Source organism: Nocardioides sp., assembly GCF_964228225.1.
In the GTDB taxonomy this organism is placed as follows: Bacteria; Actinomycetota; Actinomycetes; order Propionibacteriales; family Nocardioidaceae; genus Nocardioides.
Genome location: NZ_CAXQZB010000005.1, coordinates 13181 through 38755 on the forward strand (window position 1 = coordinate 13181; position 25575 = coordinate 38755).

Sequence of the window (25575 nt, forward strand, 5' to 3'; positions counted from 1 at the left end):
TGCACCCGTACCCCGTCATCGCGGCAGTCAGCTCTGCTGAATCCACCCTTCGCCTTGACAGCGACGCCGCCCACCCCCCGACGCCCACATCACCCACCGGCCGACCACTGCCGGCCTCCTCTCCGTGTACCGATAGGCCTCGCTTCGCTCGGCAACGCAGCGTGGCGTTGCGACACGACCCGGACGTGCGAGGTGTCAACGATGCGTCGACGCGGCGACCTTTGTGTGCGCAGCGAGATGATCCGTGTCGCATGCGTTGGGGACGACACACCGCTTCGGTACGAGCCCTGACTCGTCACCGCTTCGGTACGCAACGCGGCTACCGACACGGCGACGGATCGCAACCACAACGCGCGTGGCGCCTCGCGGAAATCGGTGCGGGAATCACACCAAGTTGGAGCACCATGCCCGCTGTCGTCAGCGACCACTCGTGGAATGGCGCCACTGTACGCTCGTCGGTGACCACCGACCGTGTCCGAGAAGAGAGCCCGTAGGAGCGCCCGAAGTGCCGACGACGGGCGAACGAAACGGACACCACGCCACCCACACACCCTCGCATGGGAACACAACGGTGACCACAGACGACGCGTGGAGGTTGCACCCCCATCTATGCCCGTAGATGGGGGTGCTGCGAGGGCCGTTTCTCGGGGCGGGCGTTTGGGGCGTTTACACCCCCGTCTTTCCGGTCGGGTCATCAGGGACTGCCTCCACCTGAGTCGACACCCGACCTCTGAGGTTTCGGTCTCAGGGTCCACCAAACTTTGAACTGCCCCGGCGTGTCCGGAGATCTCCGACATCGACGACGTGCTCCTTCGCCTGTGTGGGCGCGTCATCGGCGTCGACGAACCCGCGCCCTGGGCCCATACCTACTGCGACGGCTGCTGCGGCCTCGTCTTCGACCCCGCCGACGCGCACCGCATCCCACGACCCCGCGGCCTCAACTGGTCGCCATGGCTGATCGATCACCCCGGCCGCTAAATGGAAGCCCACGTGACCGAGCCCGACCCCGAGTTGATTGCCGAACTCCTCGCTCGCCTCATCACCGACTCCGGCAAGCGCACCGACCACGACACCGCCCTGGCGATGTTCGGCTTCGACCGCGGCACCCTGATTGCCGAACTGACCGACGAACCCGACGCATGAGCCCACGCAGCCAGCCGCCCACACACGTCGTCACCGCGGCAGTCAGCTCTGCTGAATCCATCGCTCGCCTCGACAGCGACGCCGCCCCGATCCCGACGCCCACATCACCCGCCGGCCGACCACCGTCGGCTTCGTCTCCGTGTACCGGTAGGCCTCGCCTCGGTTCGACCAGCGGAAGTTGTGTCGGCCGATGCCGAAAGGTCGGACCCGTGATGAAGGATGAACAGCGTCACGTCGAAGGGGCTCACCATGGATCTTCTCGGGTGTCGTTGGTCTCGACGACGACTCTGACGACGGTTCATCTGGGGCGATCGTGATCACCGTCGACGACACCAGGGTGTATCACTCGTCGGCGCTCACGCCAGGGATGTCGCTGCCCGTCTCCGTTCCCATCGCCAAGCCCTACCGACTCGGCATCCAGCTGAGCGACACCTCGCCCGGCGGCACTGAGGGACACGACGAAGTGGAGGCTTACCCGGCGATCGGCGACCCGGCGTTGCGTTGCACCGGCTTGTAATGGACACGCCTGGTCGGAGGTCCGTGCGCATACGCGGCGGCATGACGCTGTCCGCGGGCCGCCGAGGCTTCACTGCGGTTAATACCGCAAGTACCCCCAACCAACGCCACTCGGCATCAGGCGAGCCACATGGGGTCAGCGCTTCGGTCACGACCCACGGGCATGTCCGAGAATCCTTGGGCGGCACAGTCGGTTCGTCGCTAGGTTCGTCGTCCAGCCGTTTCACAGGTCACCGCCGCGCGGGAGGGACTCCATTGGCCACCGTCGCCCAGCACATCGCGGCCACCGACTCTGCCATCTGCACGAACATCACCTCGCTGACGAGCCAGCGTGACCTCCTGTCACAGAACGTGCTCAGCCACTTGCGGAACCTGGTCGAGGCCGCCGCGGTCCGCCTCCACACGGCGAGCGGAGACACCGAGCACGACTATGACGCCATCGAGGCCGCACTGGCCTGGGTGAAGGCGAACGGGCGTCTCAGCTTCGTCACCAAGTTCCACGCGCTCCTCCAGCCCTCCGCCTCCCACTACACCTTCGATGGCGACACGTCGGAGCGGCTCATGCTCCGCTATTACGAGTACATGCTGCGGCTGCGCGACCTGCTGGGTGATCAGGCCGGCGTGGACATCCTCGGCAACCTCGAAGCCTTCCCTTTGGACCAGGACTCGGCGCTTGCCGAGTACCACGAGAAGATCGCCGTCGAGGTCGACAAGCCGGGACGAGCGACCTCCGATCGCCGGGATCGCTACTACATCCACAAGACCCGCCCCTTCGTCACGGACGGTCGCGTCTACTACGAGGTCACCTTCTACAAGGCGGTCAACCGGGTCAGCAAGGCCGACCGCATCATCGGCTTCACTAGCATCGACATCGCGGACAACTACTCCGCCAACCTTGGGCTCCAAGCGGCCACCATCGAGGTGTTCGGCCAAGAGATGCCCGTCACCATCATCAGAAACTGGGACGTCTCCATTCGCCCCTGCGAGCTTGAGCACTTCGCACGCATCGTCGGTCAAGACGTCAAGAAGGTGCGTACCGACTCCGCCGAGTACAAGTTCTTGATGGGCGGCCTCACCGCGGGCTCGACACTTCTCGACCTCATCGACGCCACGCCCGAGCGCTACGACGACCTCAAGACGCGGGGAACTGCCAGCACGAAGAACCCGCAGATCTTCCCCGCGATGGACGAGGCGCGCCGCATCATCCAGGGCAAGCGGCGTGGGCACAACGCTCTCCGCTACCTGCTCCTACGGATGCGCAACGAGATCCTCAAGGCGCAGTACTACTGGGAGCCCAACACCCGCCTATCGAACCTAAACTTGGGTTACGGCTGCATTCCCTTCGACGACATGCCCTTCTGTACGGCGCCACGGGCGCACAACCCCCGCTTCTGGGACCTCATCAACAGCCTCGACCCCGACGGCCGGACCCACGAGTTCTTGGCCCGCCGGGTTCAGCGCAATGTAGAGGACAGGGGAATCCTCTACACGCCGGTCGCCGAACTTGAGGACCTCGGCGACGTCAACGACCTCATTGACACCTACAACGGGAAGCTGTACTACACGCATCGCCCGGCCCGGGACCTCGTCCTCGACAAGGGTCACGTTTTCATCCAGGGATACGAGGACAACACCTACGACATCGTGACCAAACTGCAGGCACACGCGGCTGGGGGCGTGAGCGGCTACACGGCGGCGGTGGAGCAGTGGCTTGGAACCACCGCGCACGTCGTAGACGACCCCGCGAAGCGGGAGGCACTCACAACGCTCTTCGCCCAGTCTCGAGTCGTTCTGGTCTATGGAGCGGCAGGCACGGGGAAGACCCGTATGGTGGACCACATCGCCAACTACTTCGCTGGCAATCCTAAGCTGCTACTCGCCAACACCCATCCTGCGGTTGAGAACCTGCGCCGGCGCGTGACTGCGCCGAATGCGACTTTCCGGACCGTCGCCAGTCACAAGCGCACCCCGAGCGGCGAGTACGACGTGCTTGTCATCGACGAGTGCTCAACCGTGAGCAACTCGGACCTGCTGGCCATCTTGGAGACGACCAACTTCAAGTTGCTCGTCCTCGTGGGCGACGTCTTTCAGATCGAGTCCATCCGCTTCGGCAACTGGTTCAACGTCATCCGGTCCTACCTCCCGGCAGCGTCCGTCTTCGAGCTGAAGACTCCCTACCGCACAAGCAATGACGCATTGGTTGACCTCTGGACCAAGGTACGCACTCTTGATGAGGCCATCACGGAGGTCATCGCGCGGAACGGGTACTCCACGCCCCTGGACGCGACACTGTTCGCCAAGCACTCCGATGACGACATCATCCTTGCCCTCAACTATGACGGCCTGTATGGGATCAACAACATCAACCGATTCCTCCAGGCCAGCAACCCCAACCCCGCGGTGCCTTGGGGCCCGGCCGTCTTCAAGGTCGGCGATCCCGTGCTGTTCGCTGACACCAATCGCTTCAAGCCGCTGATCTACAACAACCTCAAGGGCACCATCGTCGATGTGGAGGCTCACGACGGCAGCATCCAGTTCGACGTGCGGCTGGATCGGCCTGTCACCGAGCTGGACGTGGACGGCTACTTCGACCTCCATTGGGTGGCCGATTCGACGGTGCGGTTCTCGGTCTACGACATCGACATCAGCGATGAGGATGACGATCTTGACACGACAACGGTGCCCTTCCAGGTCGCCTATGCGGTAGGCATCCATAAGGCACAGGGGCTTGAGTACGACATGGTAAAGATCGTCATCACTAGCGCCAACGAAGACGACATCACCCACAACATCTTCTACACGGCCATCACCCGGGCCCGCCAGCAGTTGCGCATCTACTGGTCGCCCGAGACCCAGCAAGCAGTGGTCAGCCGGCTCCACGCCACGGACACGAAGAAGGACGTTGCGCTACTGTCTGCTCGCAGGAGCCTCGTACCCGTACGCCGCAAGTGACCGCAATGTCGTCGGGGTCGACACCCACGCCGCGACCCACAGTTACCCCATCGTCGATGACCGCGGGGCGCTGCTGGACCAAGCAACCTTCCCGACAACTCCCGCTGGCCTGCGCCGTGCTCGGGACTAGATCAGTCGCCGCACCGAGGGCGACCTCGACGGCGTGCTGGGCGCCGCTGAAGGCACGGGCTCCTACGGCGCAGTCCTCAGTGACGCGCTGGCCGGGGCGGGCTACCGCGTGGTCGAAGCCCCGACCCCGCAGCGTGAGAGGGGTCGCGGGAAGACCGATGCGCTCGACGCAGCCCTCGCTGCCCGCGCCACCTTGGTGATGCCGATCGCCAGGCTGCTAGACCGCCGAGCCGGTCAAGCGCACACCGCGCTGCGGGTCCTCACCGTCGCACGAGAGCACCTCAACATCGAGCGGACCCGGTGCATCAACGCACTGACCTCACTGCTCCGCAGCCACGACCTGGGCATCGATGCCGCAAGTCCCTCACCGCCCACCAGATCACCGCGATCGCCGGCTGGCGGCGCCGCGCGGAGCCGTTGGGAACCGCGACGGCGCGCACAGAAGCCGTCCGCTTGGCCAAGCGCGTGCTGGTACTCGATGAGGAGTTGACCGAGAACCGCGAGCGGCTCACCGAGATCGTCACCGACGAGGCGCCCGAACTGCTCGAGCTGCGCGGCGAGGGCGCCGTCACCGCAGCCTTCGTGCTCACCGTGTGGTCCCACCCCGGGCGCATCCGCAGCGAAGCAGCCTTCGCCGCAATCGCCGGCACCGCACCCATCCCGGCCTCGCCCGGAAACACCGTGCGACACCGCCCAACCGCGGCGGTGACCGTCAGCTGAACCGAGCGATGAACACCATCGTGCTGACCCGCATGCGCACCGATCCCAACACCCGGACCTTCGTCCAGCGACGACTGGCCGAGGGCAAGACCACCAAGGAGATCCGGCGCTGCCTCAAGCGCTACGTCACCAGGCAGATCTTCCGCACCCTGGTCGACACCCACCAACGCACCGACACACTTCTCGCCGCAGCTTGACGCTACATAGAAGTATCCCGGGTTTCGTGGAGCAGGGGTCTGCTGCACGAAGGGGTGACAGGTTCGGTTACGCCGCTTGGGTAGCGGTCGTGGTCATGATCAGTTCGTATTCGACCGGGGTCAAACGGCCGAGGGCGGCTTGTCGTCGGCGTCGGTGGTAGGTCCGCTCGATCCACCGGACGATGGCGATCCGCAGTTCGTCGCGGGACTTCCAGACGCGGCGGTCGAGGACGTTCTTCTGCAGCAGCGAGAAGAACGACTCCATGGCGGCGTTGTCGCCCGCGGCACCGACGCGGCCCATGGAGCCGACCATGTCGTGGTGGTTGAGTGCGCGAACGAATTTCCGGCTCCGAAACTGCGACCCGCGGTCGGTGTGCAGGACGCAGCCGGCCACATCGCCGCGCCGAGCAACAGCGCTGTTGAGGGCCTCGACCGCGAGCCGCGACTTCATCCGTGAGTCGATGGAGTAGCCGACGATCCGGTTGGAGTAGACGTCCTTGATCGCGCAGAGATAGAGCTTGCCCTCACCGGTCCAGTGCTCGGTGATGTCGGCCAGCCACAGCTCGTTCGGGGCGCCGGCGGCGAACTCGTGCCGGACCACGCCGTGCTTGTCGACCACGGCGCACAGGTCGTCGTGGACGGGCGGCCCGGCCTTCTTGCCGTTCTTGCCGCGCTTCTTCCCGAACGCCGACCACCAGCCCCGCTGGGAGCAGATCTTCCACGCGGTCCGTTCCGCCATCGGCTCACCGGCGTCGCGGGCCTCGTCGACCAGGAACCGGTAGCCGAACTCCGGGTCGTCGCGGTGCGCGTCGAACAGCGCGTTGGCGCGGTAGGCCGCCCTCAGGTCGGCGTCGGTGACTGGGCAGGCCAGCCAGTGATAGTAGGGCTGGCGGGCGATCTTGAGCACCCGGCACGTCACCGCCACGGGGATCCCGTCGGCGGCCAGCTCGCGGACGAGCGGGTACATCATTTCCCCGGCAGATGCGCCTGCGAGAGGTACGCGGCTGCACGGCGCAGCACCTCGTTCTCCTGCTCGAGCAACTTGATGCGCTTGTTCGCCTCACGCAACGCATCGGACTCGCCACCACTCTTGGCGGTGCCCGACGGTGACGAGGACCGCTCATCGATCGTCAGCCAGCGCTTGAGGCACGACGGCGAGATACCGAAGTCCTTCGCGACCTGGGCGATGGAGGAATCAGACTCCCGGAAGACCCGGATCACGTCCTCGCGGAACTCCTTGGGGAACGCCTTCGGCATGGTGCACATCCTTCCAGCGCCGACACACATCGACGCAGATCAGATGTCACCTATCCGTGCAGCAGACCCCACTGCTTGCGTGGCGGGCTGGCGTCGTCGTAAGCGACAGGCGCCGGCCGGGGTCTCTACGACCTCATGGATGGGTAGTGGCTTGTCTGACATTGCTGACACCTCAATGCCCGCTCCCAAACGCTAGGATGTCCCAGGCGGCGGCAGTTCAAGGACGCGGGAGTTCTCGAGGCGCCATAGGACATGTGCTGTACCGAGGCGGGTGCGGCCGAACCCGTCCAGAGGGTCGAAGCCGAGGACGCGTTCGATCGTCTCGACCCTGTCCTGCATCGTGCTGTGGTGGATGCCGACCTCGCGGGCGGCCTGGCGGACGGTGCCGGTGCGGACGACGGCGGCAATCGTGGCGGCTCCCCAAGGGTGCTCCAACAGTGTCGCGAGCTGTTCGACGTCGGGGTGGCGGCTGACGCCCGCGGAGTCGGCGAGGAGACCAACGATTCCGCCGAGGTCGTCGGCGCGCACCAGCGGCGCTGAGGGAGGGTCGCACAGGCGCAGTGCGACCATGGCAGTACGAAATGAGCGGTGGAGTTCGCTGACCTGGGTAGGGGAGCCGATGCCGCACGGCGTGGCATCGAGATCTTCTTGGTCAGCTGGTATGACGACGGCGTGCACGGGGCCGAACTGCGTGGGCACGACGTCCTCGGGGCCGGAGGGATGTGTGCTCCAGACGGCGAACAGTGGGGCTACGGCTACTCGGTAGTCGCGGCCCGCCATGAGTCCGAGAGCGGTGGCTGAGATGCAGCGCTGCTCCTCGTCGACGGTCTCGTCGACCAGGAGGCCGAAGTGGCGTCGGTTGTCGAACTCCCGGCGCCCGTGGCCGTGCCTGATGCGGACGGCCAGGGCCAGCCGTTCGAGGATGATGGCGTCGTTGGGCTGCTGGGGCCCGTCGCGTTCGAGCCAGACCTGCAGGTCGTCGGTGGCGTGGGCCGTCATCTCCGGACGGCGCGAGGGTGCGTGGGTTTCATCGCGGTGTCCATCGGGTGCGATGCGGACCACTCGAGCGGGAGAGCGTTGTTCGAACCCGGCGGTACATGCTGCGAGCGACGCGGCCGAGGCGAGCAGTGCTCGCGTGTTCACTCGTCCGATGACCAACTCGTCGAAGCAGGCGATGACACGCAGCCCGAGGCTGGCGCTCGGGTCGAGGCGCGCGATGCGGCCGAGAAGTTCCTGCATCAGCGCTCTCCTGCCCTGGTCGCAGTGTCAGTCGGCAAGGGTCTTCTCCACCCAGGCGTTTCGTGCGGCGATCATGCTGCGGCTGACTGCCGTGTGGGGCGCGAAGATGTCGCACGCGTGGAACGCGCCGGACCAGACGTGGAGCTCGGCGTCGCCGCCTGCGGTCCAGATGGCTCGGGCGTAGTCGATGGCCTCGTCGCGGAAGATCTCGGCCGCGCCGACGTCGACGAAGGCGGGCGGCAGGTTCGCGAGGTCGGTGGCGCGTGACGGCGCCGCGTAGGGCGAGACGTGGGCCGTGCCGCGCGCAGCACCGAGCAGGGCGTCCCATCCGGTCACATTGCTGACCCGGTCCCAGACCCCGACCCCGTCGAACTGCGAGGTCGAGGGAGTCGCACATCGGTCGTCGAGCATGGGGTAGTCGAGAACCTGCCCGCACAGGGCGGGCCCGTTGCGGTCACGTGCGGCGAGAGCCACGCCCGCCGCGAGTCCTCCGCCGGCGCTGGCGCCAGCCACGAGGATGCGGTCGGCTCGGACGTTCAGGGCGTCGGCGTGCTCTGCCAGCCACAGCAGAGCGGCATACATGTCCTCTCGAGCATGGGGGTCGGGATACTCCGGCGCGAGCCGGTACTCCACCGTCACGAGCGCGGCACCGAGCTGGTCGACCCAGTCGAGCACCAGATCGATGCCGCTGAAGCGGTCGCCGAACATCAGGCCGCCGGAGTGGGCGTAGAGTACGGCTGGAACGACACCGCTCGCGTCGGCGTGCCGCAGGACCGAGACGAGCGTAGGGAAGCCGTCGTGGCTCGCGATGGTGTGGTCCTGTCTGGTGATCCGCCGCTCGAGGAAGGCGTCGTCCAGGGGCGGGGACGCGTAGGACACGCGCATGAAGTCGATGAGGTCGGGCGTGATGGTCGGCGGGAACATGCCACCGACGACAGCCAGCCCGGCCCTCAGTTCGGCGTCGAACGCGGGGCGCGGCGGCGTTGGCAGCGTGGTCACAAGCACTCCTTCCGCGTCAGGCGTGATCGGAGGCTACCTCTGCTCGCGTGCGGTGACCATGGGAGCGGCGGACTGCTGGTGCGCTACCCGCCGGATGGCGGGACGCATTCTCCGAACGTCGTCGTTTCGACGGTTTCGTGGATCTGAGCGTACGACCAGTGTGACGTGGGACACGGTTCGCACGGCAGCGGGCCCACGATCAGGAGGTCACCATGAGCAGGACCATCGACGGGACCGGCATCGACCAGGTGCTCGACGCAGCGGTGAGGAGAGGCGCGGTGCCGCACGTCGCCGCCATCGCCGCCGATGCAGACGGGATCTTCTACGAAGGTGGAGCGGGCGTCCGCGTCGCGGGCGAGTCCGATGACCCGGTCACCACCTCCACACAGTTCCGCATCATGTCGATGACGAAGATGGTCTGCACGGTGGCAGCGCTGCAGCAGGTCGAGCGGGGTGAACTGGACCTCGATGCCCCCGTCGAGCAGTACGTGCCTGAGTTCGTCGATGTAAAGGTCCTCGACGGCTTCGACAACGGCACGCCTATCCTGCGCGAGCCGGCCAGCAAGGCCACGGTCCACCAGCTCATCACCCACACCTCGGGACTCGGCTACTGGTTCTGGAACGACCAGCTCGTCAAGTACGAGGCCGCGACCGGCATCCCCAACGTCGTGCCCGGCACCATGGACGCGTTCAAGGCGCCGTTGGTGGCCGACCCCGGCACGGAGTACGTGTACGGCATCAACACCGATTGGCTCGGTCGCGTCGTCGAGGCCGTCGCCGGCAAGAAACTCGATGCTGTCATCAGAGAGAACATCACCGATCCGCTCGGCATGGACGATACCGCGTTCATCCTCGACGAGGCCCGCTACGCCAACGCCGTGACCGTCCACGTGAAGGGTGAGGACGGCGCATGGACCTCGGCCGGCGAGATCCTCAACCAGGACCCCGAGTGGTACGCCGGTGGTCACGGTCTGTACTCGACCCCGCGGGACTACATCCGCTTCGAGCGCGCGCTGCTTCGCGGCGGTGAGCTCGACAGTGTCCGCATCCTGTCCGAGGAGACGGTGGACGCGGCGTTCACCAATCAGATCGGTGACCTGGACTTCCCCGCCGAGATCCCGACCGCGGACCCGCCCATCACCGACACGATGCACGCCGGCCCGGGCTGGAAGTGGGGTTACGGACTGCTGCTGAACACCGAGGACGTACCCGGCGGTCGACGCGCCGGCACCGGCGCCTGGGCAGGCCTCTTCAACACCCACTTCTTCATCGACCGCACAACCGGCATCTGCGCCAGCATCTACACCAACTCCCTGCCCTTCATCACCCATGAGGACGCGTGGAAGACCTACATGGAGTTCGAGCAGGCGTTGTACGCGGCGCTCTGAATCACCTCAGTGCGCCTCGGGGCTCGCGCCACGGCAGATCTGAAAGCCGCCGGTCTGCCGGTGATCGCGAGCGCCAGCGGCCCGAAGACCCAGAAGCTCTCGATCATGGAGTGGACGTAGTCGGCCGCCGTCGAATCCGGGACACCTGAAGGCCTCGACCAGCCCGGGCGACTCAAGCTAGCGCCGGCTGGGGAAGGGGATGGTCAACCCCAATTCGACCAGAGGGCAGCGGGCTTGGTGCGTCCGTTTCGCACATGCCGGTGATCCAGCGTGATCGGCAGGGAAGGTCTGCGCAGGTCAGCGGCCGGTCGCGCGGTGCGCCAAGCCGAGTGACGCCGCCACCTGCGGTGATGAGGTCGTCGGTTCGATTCCGACAGGCGGCTCCGACGAACAGCCCCTGACCTGCGGGAACGCAGGGCGGGGGCTGTTCGGCTTCGGTGGCTAGCGGGGCCGACTCAACCGAAACTCAACCGAAACTCGGCTCGCGCCGCCGTCGCGTCGGCCGCGAGCTTGCCGCCGACGGCCTGGGTGCGATCGTCCCGGTCGACGGACTACGGGAGCTTGGAGGCGAGGACGTCGGCCGGCAGGATCTCGGGCGCTGCGCCGAGGAGGTGCTGGTTGGCCATCAGGGCTTCCACGATGGCGCCGCTGGCGTGGGCGTCGCGAGCGGCCTGGTCGGGGAATGCATCGAAGATCCAGAAGGTGTCGGCGTGGGTCCTGACCGCGAACCAGACGATCGTCCCTTCTTCTTCGTTGGCGAGGGCGACAGCGCCGGCGAGCAGATCGGCGAGCGCGTCCTGCTGGCCGTCGGCGGCGACGATCTTGGCGACGAAGGCGTAGGGAAGTGCGGGTGTGGGCATCTGAGCTTCTCCTCGAATCCGGGGTTTCTTCATGGGGCTCGGCCAGCGTAGGACGCGTGAGGGCCGGTGGGGAGTGGCGTATACGGCAGGATTGCTATTGTTCACGTCATGCGTATCGGACTGATCGCGCTCGACGGCTGCTTCGGTTCGGCGGTCGCGTCGGTCATCGACATCGTGCGGGTGGCCGACGGAGCCCGTGGCGATGTGGACCCGCGGATCGACCCGATCGAGCTCGCCATCGTCGGGCCGAGACGGCGAGTGACCACGACGGCATCGATGACCCTGTCGGTGGACCACCCGCTGCCGGAGCCTGGCGAGTTCGACGTGGTCGTCGTCCCTGCGCTGGGAACCCTCACGGCCGCCGCCACCGACGACGCCCTGCAGAGCCGGGATGCTCGTGCGGTCGTCGCCTCGCTCGGGCGCCTCGACGACGCGACCACCCGGATCGCTGCGGCGTGCACCGGCGTGTTCGCCGTCGCCGAGACAGGTCGGATGCATCATCGGCGGGCGACGACCAGCTGGTTCCTGGGGCCGGAGTTCCTGAAGCGCTATCCGACGGTCGCCCTCGATCTCGACACGATGGTCGTGGTCGACGGGAATCTCGTCACTGCCGGCGCCGCCTTCGCCCACATCGACCTCGCACTCTCGCTCGTGCGATCGATCAGCCCCGACCTGGCCCAGCATGTCGCCAAGCTCCTCCTCATCGACGAGCGCCCGTCGCAGGCGGCCTTCGTCGCCTACGAACATCTCCGGCACGATGACCCGATCGTCGTCGAGTTCGAACGCTTCGTGCGCGCCCGCCTGGACGAATCGTTCAACGTCGCGTCGGTCGCGCAGGCGCTGGGCACCAGCCGGCGCACCCTCGAACGACGCGTCCGTTCGGCGCTCAACCTCACCCCGCTCGGCTTCGTCCAACGTCTTCGCATCGAACGGGCCCGGCACCTCTCGGCGACCACGGACCTCACCTCCGCCGAGATCGCGCTCCGGGTCGGCTATGCGAACGCCGAGACCCTCCGCTCCCTCCTGCGCAGGGAGCCACGCCGTACTTGACCGAGTGCGATGAGGACGGCCTGTGTCTTGGTGCTTGCTTGCAACCAACTCTCAGCACGTCGCGTCGACGCACCTGCGGCGGTCAGGCTCCGTTGGGACTGCTGGGCTGATTGGCGATAGTGCGCGAACCAGGCCTCCAGCAGTCCGAGTTGTCCCGTCGTGGGTCGGGTCTGCTGCGCTGATCGGTAACACGTGATCTGTGTCGTTGGAGTTCGGCGCAGGTGCATCATGCCGAAGAACCGACCCGAGGGAGGACCGGCGAGAGTCGTGACCGCTGCTGGGTTGGCACTGCTTCGGCGCGACGACCCAACCGATATTCGTCTGGATCTCATGGGACACGTCACAGATCCGAGTGATCGGCGGTGATCCTGCGTGACCCGAATCCGGCATCTGTGCCGGTCAGCGCCCTCATGCCGGTCGCGGCGCGCTAGATGGTGCCGCCACCTGCAGTGATGAGGTCGTCGGTTCGAAACCGAGGCGGCGGCTTCGACGAACAGCCCCTGGCCTGCGGAACGCAGGGCGGGGGCTGTTCGGTTTCGGTGGCTGGTGGTGCGAACTCGACAGAGGTTCGACCGCTGTTCGGCCGACCTCTGCTCGGCCAGACAGGATCGAGGAGGCCTAGGTCTGCGCAGGGTTGCCCGGTACGCCCGTGGCCGGACCGGTCGTCGTCGCGGGCGCCGTGGTGCGGGCACGCATCCCCGTCGCGGTGACTGACGCGGTGAGCAGGACGGCGGCCGCGACCCACCAGGCGGTGCGGAAGTCGGTGAGGGCGGCGGTGCCGACGGCGTCGCCGAGCAGGGCGAACAGGATGCTGACGCCGACGACGAAGCCGAGTTGGCGGGCCATGGTGACGACGCCGCTGCCGGTGGCGGCCATGGTGGGCGGCAGGTCGTGGGTGGCGCCGGCCATGAGGTTGGGCAGGGCGAAGCCGACGCCGATGCCGCCGAGCACCCAGGCGGGGAGGTAGTCGGTCGCGTAGGCGGGGTCGGTGCCCATCCGCAGGGCCGCCAGGGTGCAGCTGAGCCCGACCACGATCGAGCCGGTGGTCACCAGCCGGCTCGGTGAGACCGACGTCAGGAAGCGCTGGGCCAGGGCGGCGGTGATGGGGACGAGCATCGGGCCGACGGCGACGGCGAGGCCGGTGCGCATCACGCCGTAGCCCCAGACCTGCTGGAGCCAGAGCACGCCGACCAGCAGGTTGATGGCGAAGCTGACGTTGAACAGGAACATCGAGGCGAGCGCCCAGCGGTAGGTGCGTACCCGCATCAGGGCGGGGTCCACCACGGGGGCGGGGTGGTGGGCGGAGCGACGCGCGAACAGGGCCCCGGCGAGGGCGGAGGCGGCCAGCGCCGCGGCGGTGCGGGCGTCGGCCCAGCCCCAGTCCTCGCTGCGGACCAGGCCGAGGGCGAGGAGTCCGGCGGCGGCGGCGATGAGGCCGGCGCCGAGGAGGTCGGGGGTGCGGGCGTCGGCGTCGACGGGTTCGTCGCGCACCACGCGCAGCGCGGCGACGATGATCGCGACGCCGACGGGCACGTTGATCAGGAACACCCAGCGCCAGGACAGCTCGGTCAGGACGCCGCCGACGGTGGGGCCGATGGCGGCGGCCACGGCGCCGACCGCGGCCCAGATCCGCACGGCGACCAGTCGCCGCTCGGCGGGCAGCGTGGCCAGCAGGATGCCGAGGCTGGTGGGCGTCATCGCCGCCGCGCCCACCGCCTGGAGTGCGCGGAAGCCGACCAGGAGCCACACGTCGCCGGCCGCGGCGCAGGCGGCGCTGGCCAGGGTGAACAGCGCGACTCCGAGGATGAACATCCGCTTGCGGCCGTAGCGGTCGGCCAGCCGTCCGAAGGGGATCAGCAGCGCGGCGAACACCACCGCGTAGGCGTTGAGCACCCAGCTCAGGTCGCCCGCCGTCGGGCCGCCGGGGGTGCCGACGTCGAGGTCGCGGCCGATGGCCTCGAAGGCGACGTTGACGACGAAGAGGTCGAGGCTGGAGAGGAACGCCGCGCCGACCGTGACGAGCAGGACCGCCCGCGCGGCGACGTCGCGCGGCGCGAGCACGCCGGAGTCCTGACTCTGCGATGACATAGCCAGCACCGTAGGGCTCTGACTATGCCTTCGGCAAGCCAGGTCCTAGGGTGGATGCATGGCCCTCCGCTTGACCGGGCGCCTCGCCCGCCGCACCGCCGCCCCCGGCGACCGGTGTCCCATCGACCGCACCCTGCGGGTCGTCGGCAACCGGTCGGCGTTCCTGCTGCTGCGCGAGGTCTTCTACGGCACCACCCGCTTCGACGACCTCGTGCGTCTCACGGGGCTCAGCGAGGCGGTCGCGGCCAAGCGGCTCAAGGAGCTGCTCGACCACGGGTTGCTCACCCGCACGCCGTACCGCGTGGAGGGTCAGCGCACCCGCCACGAGTACGTGCTCACCGACGCCGGCCGGGACCTGTTGCCGGTGCTGCTCGCCCTGGCGCAGTGGGGCCGCGAGCACGTCGCTCCCCGCACCGGCCCCGTGCCGCACCACGAGGACTGCGGGGCCGAGGTGAGCGTGACCTTCTGCTGCGCCCAGGGGCACCACGTCAGCCAGGACGACCTGTACATCCACGCCTGAGCCCCGGGGGCGAGGGATCGTCTCGCCCGTGCGACCTCAGGGAGTCGGAACCCGCGCCGGGAGCACGGGTGGACGTCATCCAGTGCGCCTCGGGGGCTCCTGGGTCAGCTGGTGCGTCGGCGGAAGAGGTCGGCGGTCAGCACTCGGTAGGAGGCGTCGTCCGTGGGATGGGGTGCGTGCACGGCCGCTCCCGGTGAGTCGGGGAGGGTCCAGGAGCGGTCGAGGTCGAAGACGACGTCGCGGGAGGCGAAGCGCCACGCGCCGCGGTGGCGTCGGTAGTGGTCCAGGTAGCGGACGCCGACGAGGGAGTCGACGTGGTGGCCGTCGTGGGCGGGGAGGTGGTGGTAGCCGAGGGCGTAGACCTCGCCCTGGGCCCGGTCGGGGTCGTCGAGGTCGAGCTCGACGAGGTGGTTGGTGACGTAGTGGGCGCCGATGGTGATGACGGGGAAGGAGTCCTCGAGGAACCGGACGTAGCCCTCGGCGTCGCCCTGGTAGACCGGCCCGTGGTGGTCGGTGGCGTCGGGGGTGTAGAGGCTCCGGAGGAGCTCGGGGTCCTGACGGTCGACGCCGCGGCAGTAGAGCAGGACGAGCTCGTGGATCTCATGCTTGTCCAGCAGGTGCTGCAGCCGGGGGTCGGCGACGACCGGGACGGCATCGCGGGTCATGGCAGGTCCCCGATCGCGGCCGCGGTGTCGAGGTCGCGGTAGGCGGTGAGCAGCCGGACGTGGTTGGCGACGTTGATCTCCCAGCCGTAGTTGGCGACCGGGCAGGTGAGCCAGCCGATGTAGGTGTTCCAGGCCTGGGCGCGGCGGTACTCCTCGAACGCTTCCTCGAGGGAGGGCGGGGCGTCCACCCCGTGTCGGGCGAGCTCGTCCAGGTGCAGGCCGATGAGGCGGCGTTCGTCGGCGCGCCGGGTGGCGACGTCGAGTCCGGTCACGAGCAGGTAGGACAGGTCGTGCATGAAGTGGCCGCGCACGCTCAGCTGCCAGTCCACGAACCCCGTCTCGCCGCCGGGCAGGACGTAGGTGTTGCCGACGTGGCAGTCGCCGTGCACGAGGGTGCGGGGGAGCGTCGCCTGGTGCTGCTGCACGCGGCGCACCTGGGCGTGGAGGGAGTCGGGGTCCTGCCCCACCGACTGGAGCAGTTCGCGCTTGTGCTGGGTGGTGACGACCTCCTCGCGGATCATCCGTGGCACGAGGTCGGGGTGGTCGAACAGCTCGTGCAGCTCGCCGGCGACGTGGGTCTGGGCCCACGCGAGTCGCGGATCCCCGCCCGGGGCACTGCTCGGGTCGGCGTCCGCGGGATCCCAGAAGCGGGCGTGGAGGCGGGCGAGCTCGCGGATCGCGCTCTCGATCGAGGCGAGGGGTGGTGCGTCGACCGCGGAGGCGAACCGTGCGCCGTGGGGCCGCAGGTCCTCCAGGGCCAGGCCGAAGCTGCCCGAGGCGGGATCGAACCAGGCACCGAGGCAGCGTGGCGTGGGCAGGAACTCCCAGGGGCGGATGCTGGTGTAGACGTCGACCTCGTTGCGATAGAGAGGGAACGCCGGGAGAGCGGGACGGGCGATCTTGAGCACCACCGACCGGGGGAGGTCGTGCTCGGTGTCGTAAGCGAGGTCCAGGTCCAGGCGGCCCGAGGTCGACACGGCCTCGCCCTGACCCCACTCCCAGACCCGCCGCACCGACACGTCCCGCACCCCGACGCCGGGGTTCAGGGTGTGCAGCAGGCGTTCGAGCAGGTCGGGGGTGAAGGCCTGCGGATCGGTCGGGATTGCGCCCAGCGTCGTCATCGGGTCGCCTCTCGGAGTGGTGGAGCGCGACGTTAACCCAAACGTATTAGCGATGCAATGGGGACGGGTTAGGATCCGACCGTGGAGCGCAGCGGGCGGATCGAGCTGATCGACGCGGCCGAGCGCCTGATCGCCGAGCAGGGGCCCGCGGTGTCGTTGCGCCAGATCGTGGTCGCCGCCGGTCAGCGCAACAGTGCGGCGATCCGCTACCACTTCGGGTCCCGGGAGGATCTGATCGCAGCGGTGATCGCGCAGCGTCAGGCGGTCTTCGAGCCCCGGCGCCTGGTGCTCCTCGATGAGGCGGAGGCCGCGGGAGAGGTGACGGTCGCCGGTCTGGTGCGGGTGCTGGTGGAACCGGCGTTCGAGCATCAGCGTCGTGAGGGCCCGGGTCACCATGCCCGGTTCATGGAGAAGGTCCGCGACCTTCCCGAGGTCGTGTTCACCGAGCGGGCCGACTGGCCGGCGACCTCGTTGCTGATGCGGCGGTTGGCGGCGCTCACCGGTGTCCAGGGGGTGTCGCCGACCGCACGCGCGGTGCGGGTCCGGGGGCTGGCCAGCGTGGTGCTGGCACTGCTCGCCGACCTCGAGCGCGAGCCCGCCGCCGGTCCGCAGCAGCGGGCCGAGGCCGAGGACGCGGTCGTGGAGATGATCGTCGGCTGCCTGGGGCGCTGACCTGCCCGGCGGACGTCCTGTCGCTCACTCGTCGCCGGTGGCGCGACGCCCGTGGGCCTCCTCGAGGTGATCGGCCACGATGTCGGCGATGTCGGCGAGGGTGGCGAGCTGCTCGGGGGTGAGCAGGTTCACGAAGCAGTGGCGGACCACGGCGACGTGGGCCGGTGCGGCGGCGGTGATGGCCGCGCGGCCAGCGGCGGTGATCGAGATGTCGAGGCCGCGCGCATCGGTGGCGCAGGCGCGACGCTCCACCGTGCCGCGGCGCTCCATGCGCGTGAGCTGGTGGGAGAGGCGGCTGCGGTCCCAGGCCAGCTCGCGCTGCAGCTCGCGTGCCCTCATCACGCCGCCGGGGGCCTCGGAGAGATAGACGAGCACCGCGAAGTCGGCCTCCGTGAGGCCCGAGTCGGCGGCGAGCTCGGCGTTCAGGCGCGCCGTGAGGTCGCCCCGCAGGCGGTGGAAGCCGCGCCACGCCCGCTCCTCGTCGGCGTTGAGCCACCGGGTCGTCATGCCTCCAATCCTACTGTTTGTTGACACATCATCAATCTGATACGTTGTTGGCATGTCAACAAAGAGGCCGGTACGCCTCGCCCTGCGGCCCCGGATCGGTGCGTTCGCTCCCGATGCGGTCTCGACCGTCGTCGTGGACCGAGCGCGGACCGTCGGGGGCACCTCGGCCACCGGCTCGCTGCTGTACTGGTCGGACACCCGGTTCGGGAGCGCCTTCGCGCTTCCGCTCCACCGCCACGAGGGGCTCGAGACGATCACGATCGTGCTGGACGGCCGGTCCCAGCACTACGACACCGGGACCGGTCGCTGGGCCGATCTCGCCGCCGGCGATCTCCAGGTCATGCGAGCCGGTACGGGGCTCCAGCACGCCGAGCGGGTCGTCGATGCCGCTCGGGTCCTCCAGCTGATGGTCGATCCGGGCCCCGCCCTCGCCGCTGCGACGCCGACCTACGCCGACCACCGCCTCGAGGCCATGCCGACCCGATCACCCGAGCAGGGGGTGGATGTCGTGCACGTCCTCGGCGGCGAGGCTCCGGCATGGTCGGCCGGCGGCCTGGTGATCCGGCGCATCCGGCTCTCCGCTCACGCGCGCGTGGAGCTCGACGCCACCCCCGACCGAGCCTGCGTCGCCCTCGTGCTCGGAGGGGCGATGACCCTCGGCCCCAGCGGATCCCGTGACTCCGGCACCGACGCTCCGCGCGCGACCTCGACCGTCCTCCGCGACGGCGACGCACTCGACGTGAGTGGCGCCGCAGGCACCCGCCTCGTGGCCCGGGAGACCTCAGAGCTCCTGGTCCTCACCGTTCCTTCCGCACCAACCCCCTTCATCAGCAGAGAGGCGTCGTCATGACCAGGATCGGCATCATCGTCGGGAGCACCCGACCCCAGCGCAAGGCGGCGGAGGTGGCCCGCTGGGTGCAGCAGGTCGCGCAGGAGCACACGGCCGGCCGTGAACCGGCGACGACGTTCGACCTCGTCGACCTGCTGGACCATCCGCTTCCGCACCTCGACGAGAGTGCCCCCGCCATGGCGGGTCGCTACGAGCACGCCCACACGCGAGCATGGGCGGAGGCGATCGCCTCCTTCGACGGGTTCATCGTCGTCACGCCCGAGTACAACCACTCGATCCCCGGGGTGCTGAAGAACGCCTTCGACTACCTCGCGCGGGAGTGGGCCAACAAGGCCGTCGGCATCGTCTCCTACGGCGGCATGGGCGGCGCCCGTGCCTCGGAGCACGTCCGAGCGATCGCGGGCGAACTCCAGATGGCCGATGTCCGGTCCGCCGTCACGCTGACGCTCGCCGGCGACTTCCGCGACTTCACCGAGCTCGCCCCCGGCCCCTTCAGCCGGATCAGTGCCGAGGTGATGGTCGACCAGGTGCTCGCCTGGACCGAGGCCCTCGCCGGCGTCCGACTCGACCCGCCGCGCGGCTCGGCTCTCGGCTGACGCGCTCGGTCGCCACCCTGCCCGCCACCCCACGAAGGAAGACCCATGTCCCTGACCCTCTGGATCCTCAACTCCCTGCTCGCCGCGGCCTTCCTCGGCGCAGGAGCCCTGAAGCTGCTCCGGTCGCCGGCCGATCTGAAGGAGGCCGGCATGGGCTGGGTGGACGACGTGTCCCCCGGTCTCGTCCGGTTCGTCGGCGCCGCCGAGGTGCTCGGCGCCGTCGGGCTCATCCTGCCGAGGGCGCTCGACGTCGCGCCTGTCCTGACGCCGCTCGCTGCCGTCGGGCTGCTCCTCACCATGCTGGGCGCGATCCTGGTGCACGTGCGTCGTCAGGAGCCGGCGGCACCCCCGGCCGTGATCGCGGTGCTGACCTTGGCGAGTGCGGTCATCGGCTTCGCCCGACTCTGAGCCGCATCGGCCCGCTCGAACGCCCGGTCCGCTGTCCTGTCGTGCGCAGGTCGGACCGGGCGTTCGGCCTGTCAGGTGGAAGGCGACCTCGGCGGGGCGAGGTGGTGGCTCCCGGTCCGCTGTCGGAGTGAGCCCTCAGCGCCGATCAGGGTCTGGCGGTCGCCGCCGACGTCGTCGCGGCGGGGGCTGCGGCCGCGACGAGCTCCCACAGCTCGACCGTGGTCGGAAGTGGACGCGAGCACACGTCGTCGGCGTCGGAGGGCGACAGGCCGAGCATGCGCAACAGGTGGCGCGCGGCGTCGTCGGTCAGGGCGGCATCGTCGAGCTCGGGGTGGTCGTGGATGGTCTGTCCGACTGCCATGGCGGCGCCGCCGACGATGAGCAGGGCGGTCCCGGTGTCAGGGCTGGTGAAGCGGCCGGCGGCGCAGGCGCGTTCGATGTCGCGCCGCGCCCGGGGGGCCAGGCCCCGGTCCGAGGAGAGCATCCCGAGTCCCTGGGAGAGGATGACGCGGCTGTACCGGGGCTCGAGTCGGTGGAGGCGACCCACGAGCCGGAAGCTGCGTGCGAACACCTCGGCCGGGTCCTCCAGGTCGTCCCCCCAGGCGTCGAGGAGTGCGCCCTGGAGCTCGAGCGCGTCGTCGACGGCGGCCTGGAACAGGTCCTCCTTGGTGGCGAAGTGGTTGTAGAACGACCCGATGCCGACGCCGGCCAGCTCGGTGATCTCCAGGACCGGCACGCTCGTGCGGTCCTCGGCCAGCAGTCGCTGGGCCGCCTTGATCAGTGCGGCGCGGGTCTGTGCGCGCTGGCGCTCGCCCCGCCGCTTGGCAGCGGCCGCCACGGCTTCCGACATCGTCCGACTCCCCTTCGTCAGGGGCGAGCGTAGCGAACGTCGGCGCGATGCCGGACCGTCAATGACGATTTCGTCAATAACGCTTGACGCTGCCCGCGATCGTCAATGACTATTTCGTCAATGACGACTGCGAGGTGGAGATGACGACCGAGATCGACCGGGGGCACAACGACCACCGCGACCTGCACAGTGACGACGGCGCCCGTCCGGGAGAGCATCCCGGCCGCGCGGTCGATCCCGTGATCAAGGTCCGCGACCTCGCCTGGCTGGAGTTCGAGAAGCCCGACCTCGCCGGGGCGGAGGCCTTCGCCCACGCCTTCGGCTTCACGACCAGCTTCCGCGACGACCAGCAGCTCCACCTGCGGGGCACCCGCGCCGGCACGCCCGCGGTGATCGTGCGGAAAGGTGCGCGATCCCGCTTCACCGGCCCGGCCTTCCACGCTGCCGCCGGCGGGGACCTGGTGCGTCTGGCGGACCACCTCGGTGTGCGGGTGCAGCCGTTGCCCGAGCTGCTCGGAGGACTCACGGTCGACGCACTCGATCCCTCCGGTGCCCGGGTGCGGGTGGTGTCCGGCTGCCACGAGCTGCCAGCGCTGGAGGGCCAAGAGCCCCACGTCCTGAACGTCGGTGGCGAGGTGCGTCGCAGCAACGCCACGCAGCGACCTCGCCGCGAGCCCGCGCGGGTCGAGCGCCTGGGTCACGTCGTGCTGCAGTCGGTCCGCTACCGACAGGCGCTGGACTGGTACCTGGAGACGCTCGGCATGATCGTGAGCGACTTCCTCTACTACGAGGGACAGCGCGAGCGCGGGCCGACGATGTCGTTCATCCGCTGCGACCGGGGGAGCGAGCCGACCGATCACCACACCCTGGCGATGACGCTGGGGCCGCGGACCCGCTACGTGCACTCCGCCTTCCAGGTGAGCGATCTCGACGCTCTCGCAGCGGGCGGTGAGTTCCTCGCCGACGCCGGGTACCGGCGGTCCTGGGGGATCGGGCGCCACATCCAGGGCAGCCAGATCTTCGACTACTGGCGTGACGACCACGGCTTCCTGGTCGAGCACTTCACCGACGGCGACCTGTTCGACCACACGCTCGCGCCGGGCTGGGCGCCGATGACGTCTTCCGGGCTGGCCCAGTGGGGGCCGCCCGCCTCCGCCGACTTCCTCGGCCTCGCTCCCGGCCGGGAGTCGCTGGCCGAGGCCCGTTCCCTCCTCGCCGCGCTGCGGCACTCCGACAACGAATTCGACCTGGCCCGCCTGCGCGGGCTGCTGAAGGTGGCCCGCTCATGAGTACCGACATCCTCCGTCTCGCCGATCAGTGGGTCGTGCAGAAGTCGCCGACCACCGGCACGGTGATCGCCACGTCCGCGCGCACCACGGCCGACCTCCTCGCCGACCGCGACGCCATCGCCGCCGCAGTCGCGGCAGCGGAGGCCCCGTTGCCCGCCGGTGACCTCGCCTCGCCGGTGACCGCCCCCTGCCGGGTCGTGGCGCAGATGACCAACTTCGTCAGCCACATCAAGGACTCCGGCTTCAACCCCGAGACCGTGCCGCTGACCTTCTTCCGCAAGACCTCGCACTCCCTCAGCGCCGCCGACGCCGACATCGTCAAGCCCGCTCACGTGCGCTTCCTCGACTACGAGGTCGAGATCGGTCTCGTGATGGGGCGCGACCTGCCCGTCGGCACGCACCTGACCGAGACCGACGTCGCCGACCACGTCGCCGCACTCGTGATCACCAACGACGTCTCCGCTCGCGACCTGCAGCTGCCCAAGACCCAGTTCTTCGAGTCGAAGTCCTACCCCGGGTTCACGCCGACGGGTCCCAGGCTCGTCGTGCTGGAGCCCGGCGAGTGGGCGCGGTTCGCGGACCTGCGGCTGCGGCTGTGGGTGAACGGCGAGCTGCGGCAGGACGCCGTGGTCGGGGACGACATGCTCTACCGCCCGCTGCAGGCGCTGCGCGGTCTCACCCGATTCCAGCCCCTCGCCCCCGGCGACCTGCTGCTCACCGGCACCCCCGGTGGCACCGCCCTCACGGCACCGCCCAAGCCCGTCGAGATCATCGGCGCGCTGCTGCCCCCGGCCACCAAGTGGCGTGCGTTCTTCAAGGCCCAGGCCAAGAACCCGCTCTACCTGGCCGACGGCGACGTCGTCGAGCTCCATGTCGGCACCGACGACGGCGCCCTCGACCTCGGGCGTCAGCGCACCGTCGTCCGGTACGCCGCGGACGAGCCGCGATGACCACGACCCAGCCCGAGGTGGTGGTCATCGGAGCGGGCCCCACCGGCGTCACCGCGGCTCTCCTCCTCGCCCGGGCCGGGGTCTCGACCGTGGTGCTCGACCGTTGGTCCGAGGTCTTCCCACAGCCCCGCGCGGTCCACCTCGACGACGAGGTCCACCGCATCCTGGCCCGGATCGGGGTGGCGGATCGCTTCGCGGAGATGACGATCCCGGGAGCGGGTCTGAGGCTGCTCTCGCCCGAGCACCGCACGCTCGCGCAGTTCGACCGCACCGAGCGCAGCACGTCCAACGGCTTCCCGCAGGCCACCATGTTCGACCAGCCGGACCTCGAGCGGATCCTGAGGGAGCGGCTGGCGCAGACCGACGTGGACTTCCGCGGCGAGGTCGAGGTGACCGCCGTGCAGGGAGGGGACGCGCCCGTCGTCGAGTACACCGACACGGCCACGGGGCGAGCGCACACGCTCCGCCCGCGGTTCGTGCTCGGCTGCGACGGGGCGAACAGCCTCACCCGCGGGGCGATCGGCGCCACGATGCGGACCCTCGGTTTCGGTGAGCAGCGCTGGCTGGTCGTCGACGTCGCGACGCCGCGGCGCCTCGGGCACTGGGAGGGCGTGCACCAGGTGTGCGACAGCCGCCGCGCCGCCACCTACATGCAGATCGGACCCACCCGCCATCGATGGGAGTTCGAGCTCCTGCCCGAGGAGTCGGCGGCCGACTTCGGGTCCCTGGAGGCGCTCGCACCGCTGCTCGCGCCCTGGGACGAGATCATCGACGACTTCGAACTCCTCCGTGTCGCCGAGTACACCTTCCGCGCGCAGATCGCCGACCGGTGGCGCGAGGGCGGGGTCTTCCTCCTCGGGGACGCCGCCCACCTCACGCCCCCCTTCATCGGGCAGGGCATGGGGGCCGGCCTCCGCGATGCCGCGAACCTGGCCTGGAAGATCGCCGGGGTGCTCGACGACACCCTCCCTCCCGCGGCCCTCGACAGCTACGAGGCCGAGCGCGCGCCCCACGCCCGGGCCATGATCCGGCTCGCGGTCATCGTGGGCACCGTGATGACCGGCGGTGGATCGGCGGGCGATCGGCTCCGCCGCGTCGTCGTGCCCCACCTCGTCCGGATCCCCGGCCTGCGCCGCAGCGTGCTCGACAGCGCGACACCGGCGCTGTCCCCCTCCTCGATGGTCCGGCGCGGCCTGCTGCGACGGGGACTCGCGGGTGGCCTCTGTCCGAACGTCGTCCTCGCCGACGGTCGACGGCTGGATTCCGTCGCACCCGGGTGCTTCCTGCTGATCCGCCGCGGGGCCGTGCAGGAGTCCGTCGCGGCGGCGGACCGCGGCGGTCTTGTCGAGATCGACGCCGCGACGTCCGGGGAGCTGGCTTCCTGGCTCGGCCGTGCCGATGCCGTCCTGGTGCGTCCCGACGCCGTCGTCATGGCGCAGGGCGGCCGTGACCGTGTGGTGCGGCTGTTGCCGGGGACGCCGACGTGGCGTCCCCGGCAGGTCGTCACCCGGAGCCGGGTGAGCGTGATGCGCCGTCGTCCGGCTCAGAAGTCCTCGTCGAAGTCCACCGACCCGGTGACGCCGACCTGGTAGGCCGAGACGCGGCGCTCGAAGAAGTTCGAGAGCTCCTGCACGTCCTGCAGCTCCATGAAGGCCAGGGGGTTCCTCGAGCCGTAGATCGGGGGCAGGCCCAGCCGCTCCATGCGCCGGTCGGCCACGTACTCCAGGTAGGAGCGCATGTCGGCGGTCGAGAGTCCGGCGACACCGCCGCCGAGCAGGTCCTCGGCGAACTGGGCCTCGCAGTCGACGCCCTCGATGAGCATCCGGCGCACCTGCTCGGCGAGGTCGTCGTCCCAGAGGTCGGGCTCCTCGGCCCGGGCGGTGTCGACGACGTCGAAGGCGAAGGCCATGTGCATCGACTCGTCGCGGAAGACCCAGTTGGTGCCCGACGCGAGCCCGTTGAGCAGGCCGCGGGAGCGCAGGAAGTAGACGTAGGCGAAGGCGCCGTAGAAGAACAGGCCCTCGATCACCGCGGCGAAGCAGATGACGTTGAGCAGGAAGGCGCGGCGGTCGGCCTGGGTGCGCAGCTCGGTGAGGTCGCCGAGCGAGTCGATCCAGGTGAAGCAGAAGTCGGCCTTGGCCTTGATCGAGGGGATGTTGTCGACCGCGGCGAAGGCGGCGAAACGCTCGGTCTCGTCGGGCACGTAGGTGTCGAGCAGGTTCAGGTAGAACTGCACGTGCACCGCCTCCTCGAACAGCTGCCGGGAGAGGTAGAGGCGGCCCTCCGGGGAGTTGACGTGCTGGTAGAGGTTGAGCACGAGGTTGTTGGCCACGATGGTGTCGCCGGTGGCGAAGAACGCCACGAGCCGCGAGACCAGGTGGCGCTCGGCGTCGGTCAGCCGCTGGAGGTCCGCGAGGTCGGAGTGCAGGTCGACCTCCTCGACGGTCCAGGTGTTCTTGATGGCGTCCTTGAAGCGCTCGAAGAAGTGCGGGTAGCGCATCGGCCGCAGGGTGAGGTCCAGGCCGGGGTCGAGCAGCAACTGTCGGGCGGGTTCGGGTGCGGTGGGGGTGGTCATGGTGTCGGTCCTCGGGTCGGTGGTCGCGGGGGCG

23 protein-coding genes and 1 pseudogene are annotated in these 25575 nt (G+C 69.2%); 14 read left to right on the top strand and 10 right to left on the bottom strand.

Annotation, left to right across the window (positions count from 1 at the left end; translation table 11 throughout):
• The first annotated feature begins 990 nt into the window (after nucleotides 1-990).
• The 4 genes and pseudogenes from ACERUJ_RS01340 to ACERUJ_RS01355 all read left to right on the top strand — a co-directional run bounded on the left by ACERUJ_RS01340 (nucleotide 991) and on the right by ACERUJ_RS01355 (nucleotide 5657).
• Nucleotides 991-1143: a hypothetical protein gene (locus ACERUJ_RS01340; RefSeq protein ID WP_370246632.1), complete on the top strand. Its 153-nt coding sequence runs from the start codon at nucleotides 991-993 to the stop codon at nucleotides 1141-1143.
• Between the two features lie 253 nt (nucleotides 1144-1396).
• On the top strand, nucleotides 1397-1660 hold the full coding sequence (locus ACERUJ_RS01345; RefSeq protein WP_370246713.1) for an NPCBM/NEW2 domain-containing protein: 264 nt from the start codon (nucleotides 1397-1399) through the stop codon (nucleotides 1658-1660).
• Nucleotides 1661-1914: 254 nt separating this feature from the next.
• Entirely contained in the window at nucleotides 1915-4611 is a 2697-nt protein-coding gene (locus ACERUJ_RS01350) for an AAA family ATPase (protein WP_370246633.1), read from the top strand.
• Nucleotides 4574-5657 (top strand): annotated as a pseudogene (locus tag ACERUJ_RS01355) (IS110 family transposase). Before ACERUJ_RS01350 ends, ACERUJ_RS01355 begins: the two are co-directional and overlap by 38 nt.
• A gap of 67 nt (nucleotides 5658-5724) precedes the next feature.
• On the opposite strand, the gene ACERUJ_RS01360 reads toward ACERUJ_RS01355, so the two are convergent.
• The 3 genes from ACERUJ_RS01360 to ACERUJ_RS01370 all read right to left on the bottom strand — a co-directional run bounded on the left by ACERUJ_RS01360 (nucleotide 5725) and on the right by ACERUJ_RS01370 (nucleotide 9152).
• A protein-coding gene (locus ACERUJ_RS01360) for an IS3 family transposase (RefSeq protein ID WP_370246634.1) occupies nucleotides 5725-6914 on the bottom strand; the annotation gives its coding sequence in 2 pieces (ribosomal slippage) (nucleotides 5725-6630 and nucleotides 6633-6914; 1188 coding nt in all).
• 192 nt (nucleotides 6915-7106) lie between these two features.
• Nucleotides 7107-8153 (bottom strand): helix-turn-helix domain-containing protein, encoded by a 1047-nt coding sequence (locus ACERUJ_RS01365; protein ID WP_370246635.1) that lies wholly within the window; start codon nucleotides 8151-8153, stop codon nucleotides 7107-7109.
• A gap of 27 nt (nucleotides 8154-8180) precedes the next feature.
• Nucleotides 8181-9152 (bottom strand): alpha/beta hydrolase, encoded by a 972-nt coding sequence (locus ACERUJ_RS01370; RefSeq protein ID WP_370246636.1) that lies wholly within the window; start codon nucleotides 9150-9152, stop codon nucleotides 8181-8183.
• 212 nt (nucleotides 9153-9364) lie between these two features.
• Between ACERUJ_RS01370 and ACERUJ_RS01375 the strand changes: the two genes are divergently transcribed.
• Nucleotides 9365-10540: a serine hydrolase domain-containing protein gene (locus tag ACERUJ_RS01375; protein WP_370246637.1), complete on the top strand. Its 1176-nt coding sequence runs from the start codon at nucleotides 9365-9367 to the stop codon at nucleotides 10538-10540.
• 551 nt (nucleotides 10541-11091) lie between these two features.
• Here the strand turns inward: ACERUJ_RS01375 and ACERUJ_RS01380 are convergent.
• Nucleotides 11092-11400, bottom strand: a complete 309-nt coding sequence (locus ACERUJ_RS01380) for a putative quinol monooxygenase (RefSeq protein ID WP_370246638.1) — start codon at nucleotides 11398-11400, stop codon at nucleotides 11092-11094.
• A gap of 108 nt (nucleotides 11401-11508) precedes the next feature.
• Here ACERUJ_RS01380 and ACERUJ_RS01385 point away from each other — a divergent pair, with 108 nt between their 5' ends.
• Nucleotides 11509-12450: a GlxA family transcriptional regulator gene (locus ACERUJ_RS01385; protein WP_370246639.1), complete on the top strand. Its 942-nt coding sequence runs from the start codon at nucleotides 11509-11511 to the stop codon at nucleotides 12448-12450.
• A gap of 618 nt (nucleotides 12451-13068) precedes the next feature.
• Here the strand turns inward: ACERUJ_RS01385 and ACERUJ_RS01390 are convergent.
• Entirely contained in the window at nucleotides 13069-14538 is a 1470-nt protein-coding gene (locus ACERUJ_RS01390; RefSeq protein WP_370246640.1) for an MFS transporter, read from the bottom strand.
• A 58-nt stretch (nucleotides 14539-14596) separates the two neighbouring features.
• On the opposite strand from ACERUJ_RS01390, the gene ACERUJ_RS01395 reads away from it, so the two are divergent.
• Nucleotides 14597-15058: a winged helix-turn-helix transcriptional regulator gene (locus ACERUJ_RS01395; protein ID WP_370246641.1), complete on the top strand. Its 462-nt coding sequence runs from the start codon at nucleotides 14597-14599 to the stop codon at nucleotides 15056-15058.
• Between the two features lie 104 nt (nucleotides 15059-15162).
• Here the strand turns inward: ACERUJ_RS01395 and ACERUJ_RS01400 are convergent, their stop codons facing one another.
• Both ACERUJ_RS01400 and ACERUJ_RS01405 read right to left on the bottom strand, forming a co-directional pair.
• Nucleotides 15163-15723, bottom strand: a complete 561-nt coding sequence (locus ACERUJ_RS01400; RefSeq protein WP_370246642.1) for a nuclear transport factor 2 family protein — start codon at nucleotides 15721-15723, stop codon at nucleotides 15163-15165.
• Entirely contained in the window at nucleotides 15720-16844 is a 1125-nt protein-coding gene (locus ACERUJ_RS01405) for a phosphotransferase (RefSeq protein WP_370246643.1), read from the bottom strand. The genes ACERUJ_RS01400 and ACERUJ_RS01405 overlap by 4 nt, the downstream gene beginning before the upstream one ends.
• An 81-nt stretch (nucleotides 16845-16925) precedes the next feature.
• Between ACERUJ_RS01405 and ACERUJ_RS01410 the strand changes: the two genes are divergently transcribed.
• Nucleotides 16926-17516, top strand: coding sequence for a TetR family transcriptional regulator (locus tag ACERUJ_RS01410; protein WP_370246644.1), 591 nt, complete (start codon nucleotides 16926-16928; stop codon nucleotides 17514-17516).
• 24 nt (nucleotides 17517-17540) lie between these two features.
• Here ACERUJ_RS01410 and ACERUJ_RS01415 read toward each other — a convergent pair whose 3' ends face one another.
• On the bottom strand, nucleotides 17541-18023 hold the full coding sequence (locus tag ACERUJ_RS01415) for a MarR family winged helix-turn-helix transcriptional regulator (RefSeq protein WP_370246645.1): 483 nt from the start codon (nucleotides 18021-18023) through the stop codon (nucleotides 17541-17543).
• A gap of 52 nt (nucleotides 18024-18075) precedes the next feature.
• On the opposite strand from ACERUJ_RS01415, the gene ACERUJ_RS01420 reads away from it, so the two are divergent.
• The 3 genes from ACERUJ_RS01420 to ACERUJ_RS01430 are packed head-to-tail and all read left to right on the top strand — an operon-like array spanning nucleotide 18076 to nucleotide 19877.
• Nucleotides 18076-18873, top strand: a complete 798-nt coding sequence (locus tag ACERUJ_RS01420) for a pirin family protein (RefSeq protein WP_370246646.1) — start codon at nucleotides 18076-18078, stop codon at nucleotides 18871-18873.
• Nucleotides 18870-19469 carry an NADPH-dependent FMN reductase gene (locus tag ACERUJ_RS01425; RefSeq protein ID WP_370246647.1) on the top strand — a complete coding sequence of 200 codons (600 nt, stop codon included), beginning with the start codon at nucleotides 18870-18872 and terminating at the stop codon, nucleotides 19467-19469. Before ACERUJ_RS01420 ends, ACERUJ_RS01425 begins: the two co-directional genes overlap by 4 nt.
• Before the next feature lie 45 nt (nucleotides 19470-19514).
• Nucleotides 19515-19877, top strand: coding sequence for a DoxX family protein (locus tag ACERUJ_RS01430; protein ID WP_370246648.1), 363 nt, complete (start codon nucleotides 19515-19517; stop codon nucleotides 19875-19877).
• A 145-nt stretch (nucleotides 19878-20022) separates the two neighbouring features.
• On the opposite strand, the gene ACERUJ_RS01435 is transcribed toward ACERUJ_RS01430, so the two are convergent.
• Nucleotides 20023-20727 carry a TetR/AcrR family transcriptional regulator gene (locus ACERUJ_RS01435; RefSeq protein ID WP_370246650.1) on the bottom strand — a complete coding sequence of 235 codons (705 nt, stop codon included), beginning with the start codon at nucleotides 20725-20727 and terminating at the stop codon, nucleotides 20023-20025.
• A gap of 140 nt (nucleotides 20728-20867) precedes the next feature.
• On the opposite strand from ACERUJ_RS01435, the gene ACERUJ_RS01440 reads away from it, so the two are divergent.
• From ACERUJ_RS01440 to ACERUJ_RS01450, 3 genes are read left to right on the top strand one after another with little or no spacing between them, the layout of a single operon-like run.
• Complete coding sequence (locus ACERUJ_RS01440) at nucleotides 20868-22016, top strand: VOC family protein (RefSeq protein ID WP_370246651.1); 1149 nt, start codon at nucleotides 20868-20870, stop codon at nucleotides 22014-22016.
• On the top strand, nucleotides 22013-22966 hold the full coding sequence (locus ACERUJ_RS01445) for a fumarylacetoacetate hydrolase family protein (RefSeq protein WP_370246652.1): 954 nt from the start codon (nucleotides 22013-22015) through the stop codon (nucleotides 22964-22966). Before ACERUJ_RS01440 ends, ACERUJ_RS01445 begins: the two co-directional genes overlap by 4 nt.
• A complete protein-coding gene (locus ACERUJ_RS01450) occupies nucleotides 22963-24558 on the top strand; it encodes a bifunctional 3-(3-hydroxy-phenyl)propionate/3-hydroxycinnamic acid hydroxylase (protein ID WP_370246653.1) in 1596 nt (531 codons plus the stop codon). The genes ACERUJ_RS01445 and ACERUJ_RS01450 overlap by 4 nt, the downstream gene beginning before the upstream one ends.
• Here the strand turns inward: ACERUJ_RS01450 and ACERUJ_RS01455 are convergent.
• Complete coding sequence (locus tag ACERUJ_RS01455; protein WP_370246654.1) at nucleotides 24510-25541, bottom strand: ribonucleotide-diphosphate reductase subunit beta; 1032 nt, start codon at nucleotides 25539-25541, stop codon at nucleotides 24510-24512. The two genes, ACERUJ_RS01450 and ACERUJ_RS01455, sit on opposite strands and share 49 nt — an antisense overlap.
• Between the last annotated feature and the right edge of the window lie 34 nt (nucleotides 25542-25575).

Bases quoted from the DNA above. Each gene is read 5' to 3' on its own strand.
- ACERUJ_RS01445 (WP_370246652.1), top strand. From the start codon at position 22,013: ATGAGTACCGACATCCTCCGTCTCGCCGATCAGTGGGTCGTGCAGAAG.
- ACERUJ_RS01375 (WP_370246637.1), top strand. From the start codon at position 9,365: ATGAGCAGGACCATCGACGGGACCGGCATCGACCAGGTGCTCGACGCA.
- ACERUJ_RS01425 (WP_370246647.1), top strand. From the start codon at position 18,870: ATGACCAGGATCGGCATCATCGTCGGGAGCACCCGACCCCAGCGCAAG.
- ACERUJ_RS01385 (WP_370246639.1), top strand. From the start codon at position 11,509: ATGCGTATCGGACTGATCGCGCTCGACGGCTGCTTCGGTTCGGCGGTC.
- ACERUJ_RS01440 (WP_370246651.1), top strand. From the start codon at position 20,868: ATGACGACCGAGATCGACCGGGGGCACAACGACCACCGCGACCTGCAC.
- ACERUJ_RS01435 (WP_370246650.1), bottom strand. From the start codon at position 20,727: ATGTCGGAAGCCGTGGCGGCCGCTGCCAAGCGGCGGGGCGAGCGCCAG.
- ACERUJ_RS01430 (WP_370246648.1), top strand. From the start codon at position 19,515: ATGTCCCTGACCCTCTGGATCCTCAACTCCCTGCTCGCCGCGGCCTTC.
- ACERUJ_RS01455 (WP_370246654.1), bottom strand. From the start codon at position 25,541: ATGACCACCCCCACCGCACCCGAACCCGCCCGACAGTTGCTGCTCGAC.
- ACERUJ_RS01450 (WP_370246653.1), top strand. From the start codon at position 22,963: ATGACCACGACCCAGCCCGAGGTGGTGGTCATCGGAGCGGGCCCCACC.
- ACERUJ_RS01420 (WP_370246646.1), top strand. From the start codon at position 18,076: ATGTCAACAAAGAGGCCGGTACGCCTCGCCCTGCGGCCCCGGATCGGT.
- ACERUJ_RS01400 (WP_370246642.1), bottom strand. From the start codon at position 15,723: ATGACCCGCGATGCCGTCCCGGTCGTCGCCGACCCCCGGCTGCAGCAC.
- ACERUJ_RS01390 (WP_370246640.1), bottom strand. From the start codon at position 14,538: ATGTCATCGCAGAGTCAGGACTCCGGCGTGCTCGCGCCGCGCGACGTC.
- ACERUJ_RS01380 (WP_370246638.1), bottom strand. From the start codon at position 11,400: ATGCCCACACCCGCACTTCCCTACGCCTTCGTCGCCAAGATCGTCGCC.
- ACERUJ_RS01405 (WP_370246643.1), bottom strand. From the start codon at position 16,844: ATGACGACGCTGGGCGCAATCCCGACCGATCCGCAGGCCTTCACCCCC.
- ACERUJ_RS01365 (WP_370246635.1), bottom strand. From the start codon at position 8,153: ATGCAGGAACTTCTCGGCCGCATCGCGCGCCTCGACCCGAGCGCCAGC.
- ACERUJ_RS01415 (WP_370246645.1), bottom strand. From the start codon at position 18,023: ATGACGACCCGGTGGCTCAACGCCGACGAGGAGCGGGCGTGGCGCGGC.
- ACERUJ_RS01395 (WP_370246641.1), top strand. From the start codon at position 14,597: ATGGCCCTCCGCTTGACCGGGCGCCTCGCCCGCCGCACCGCCGCCCCC.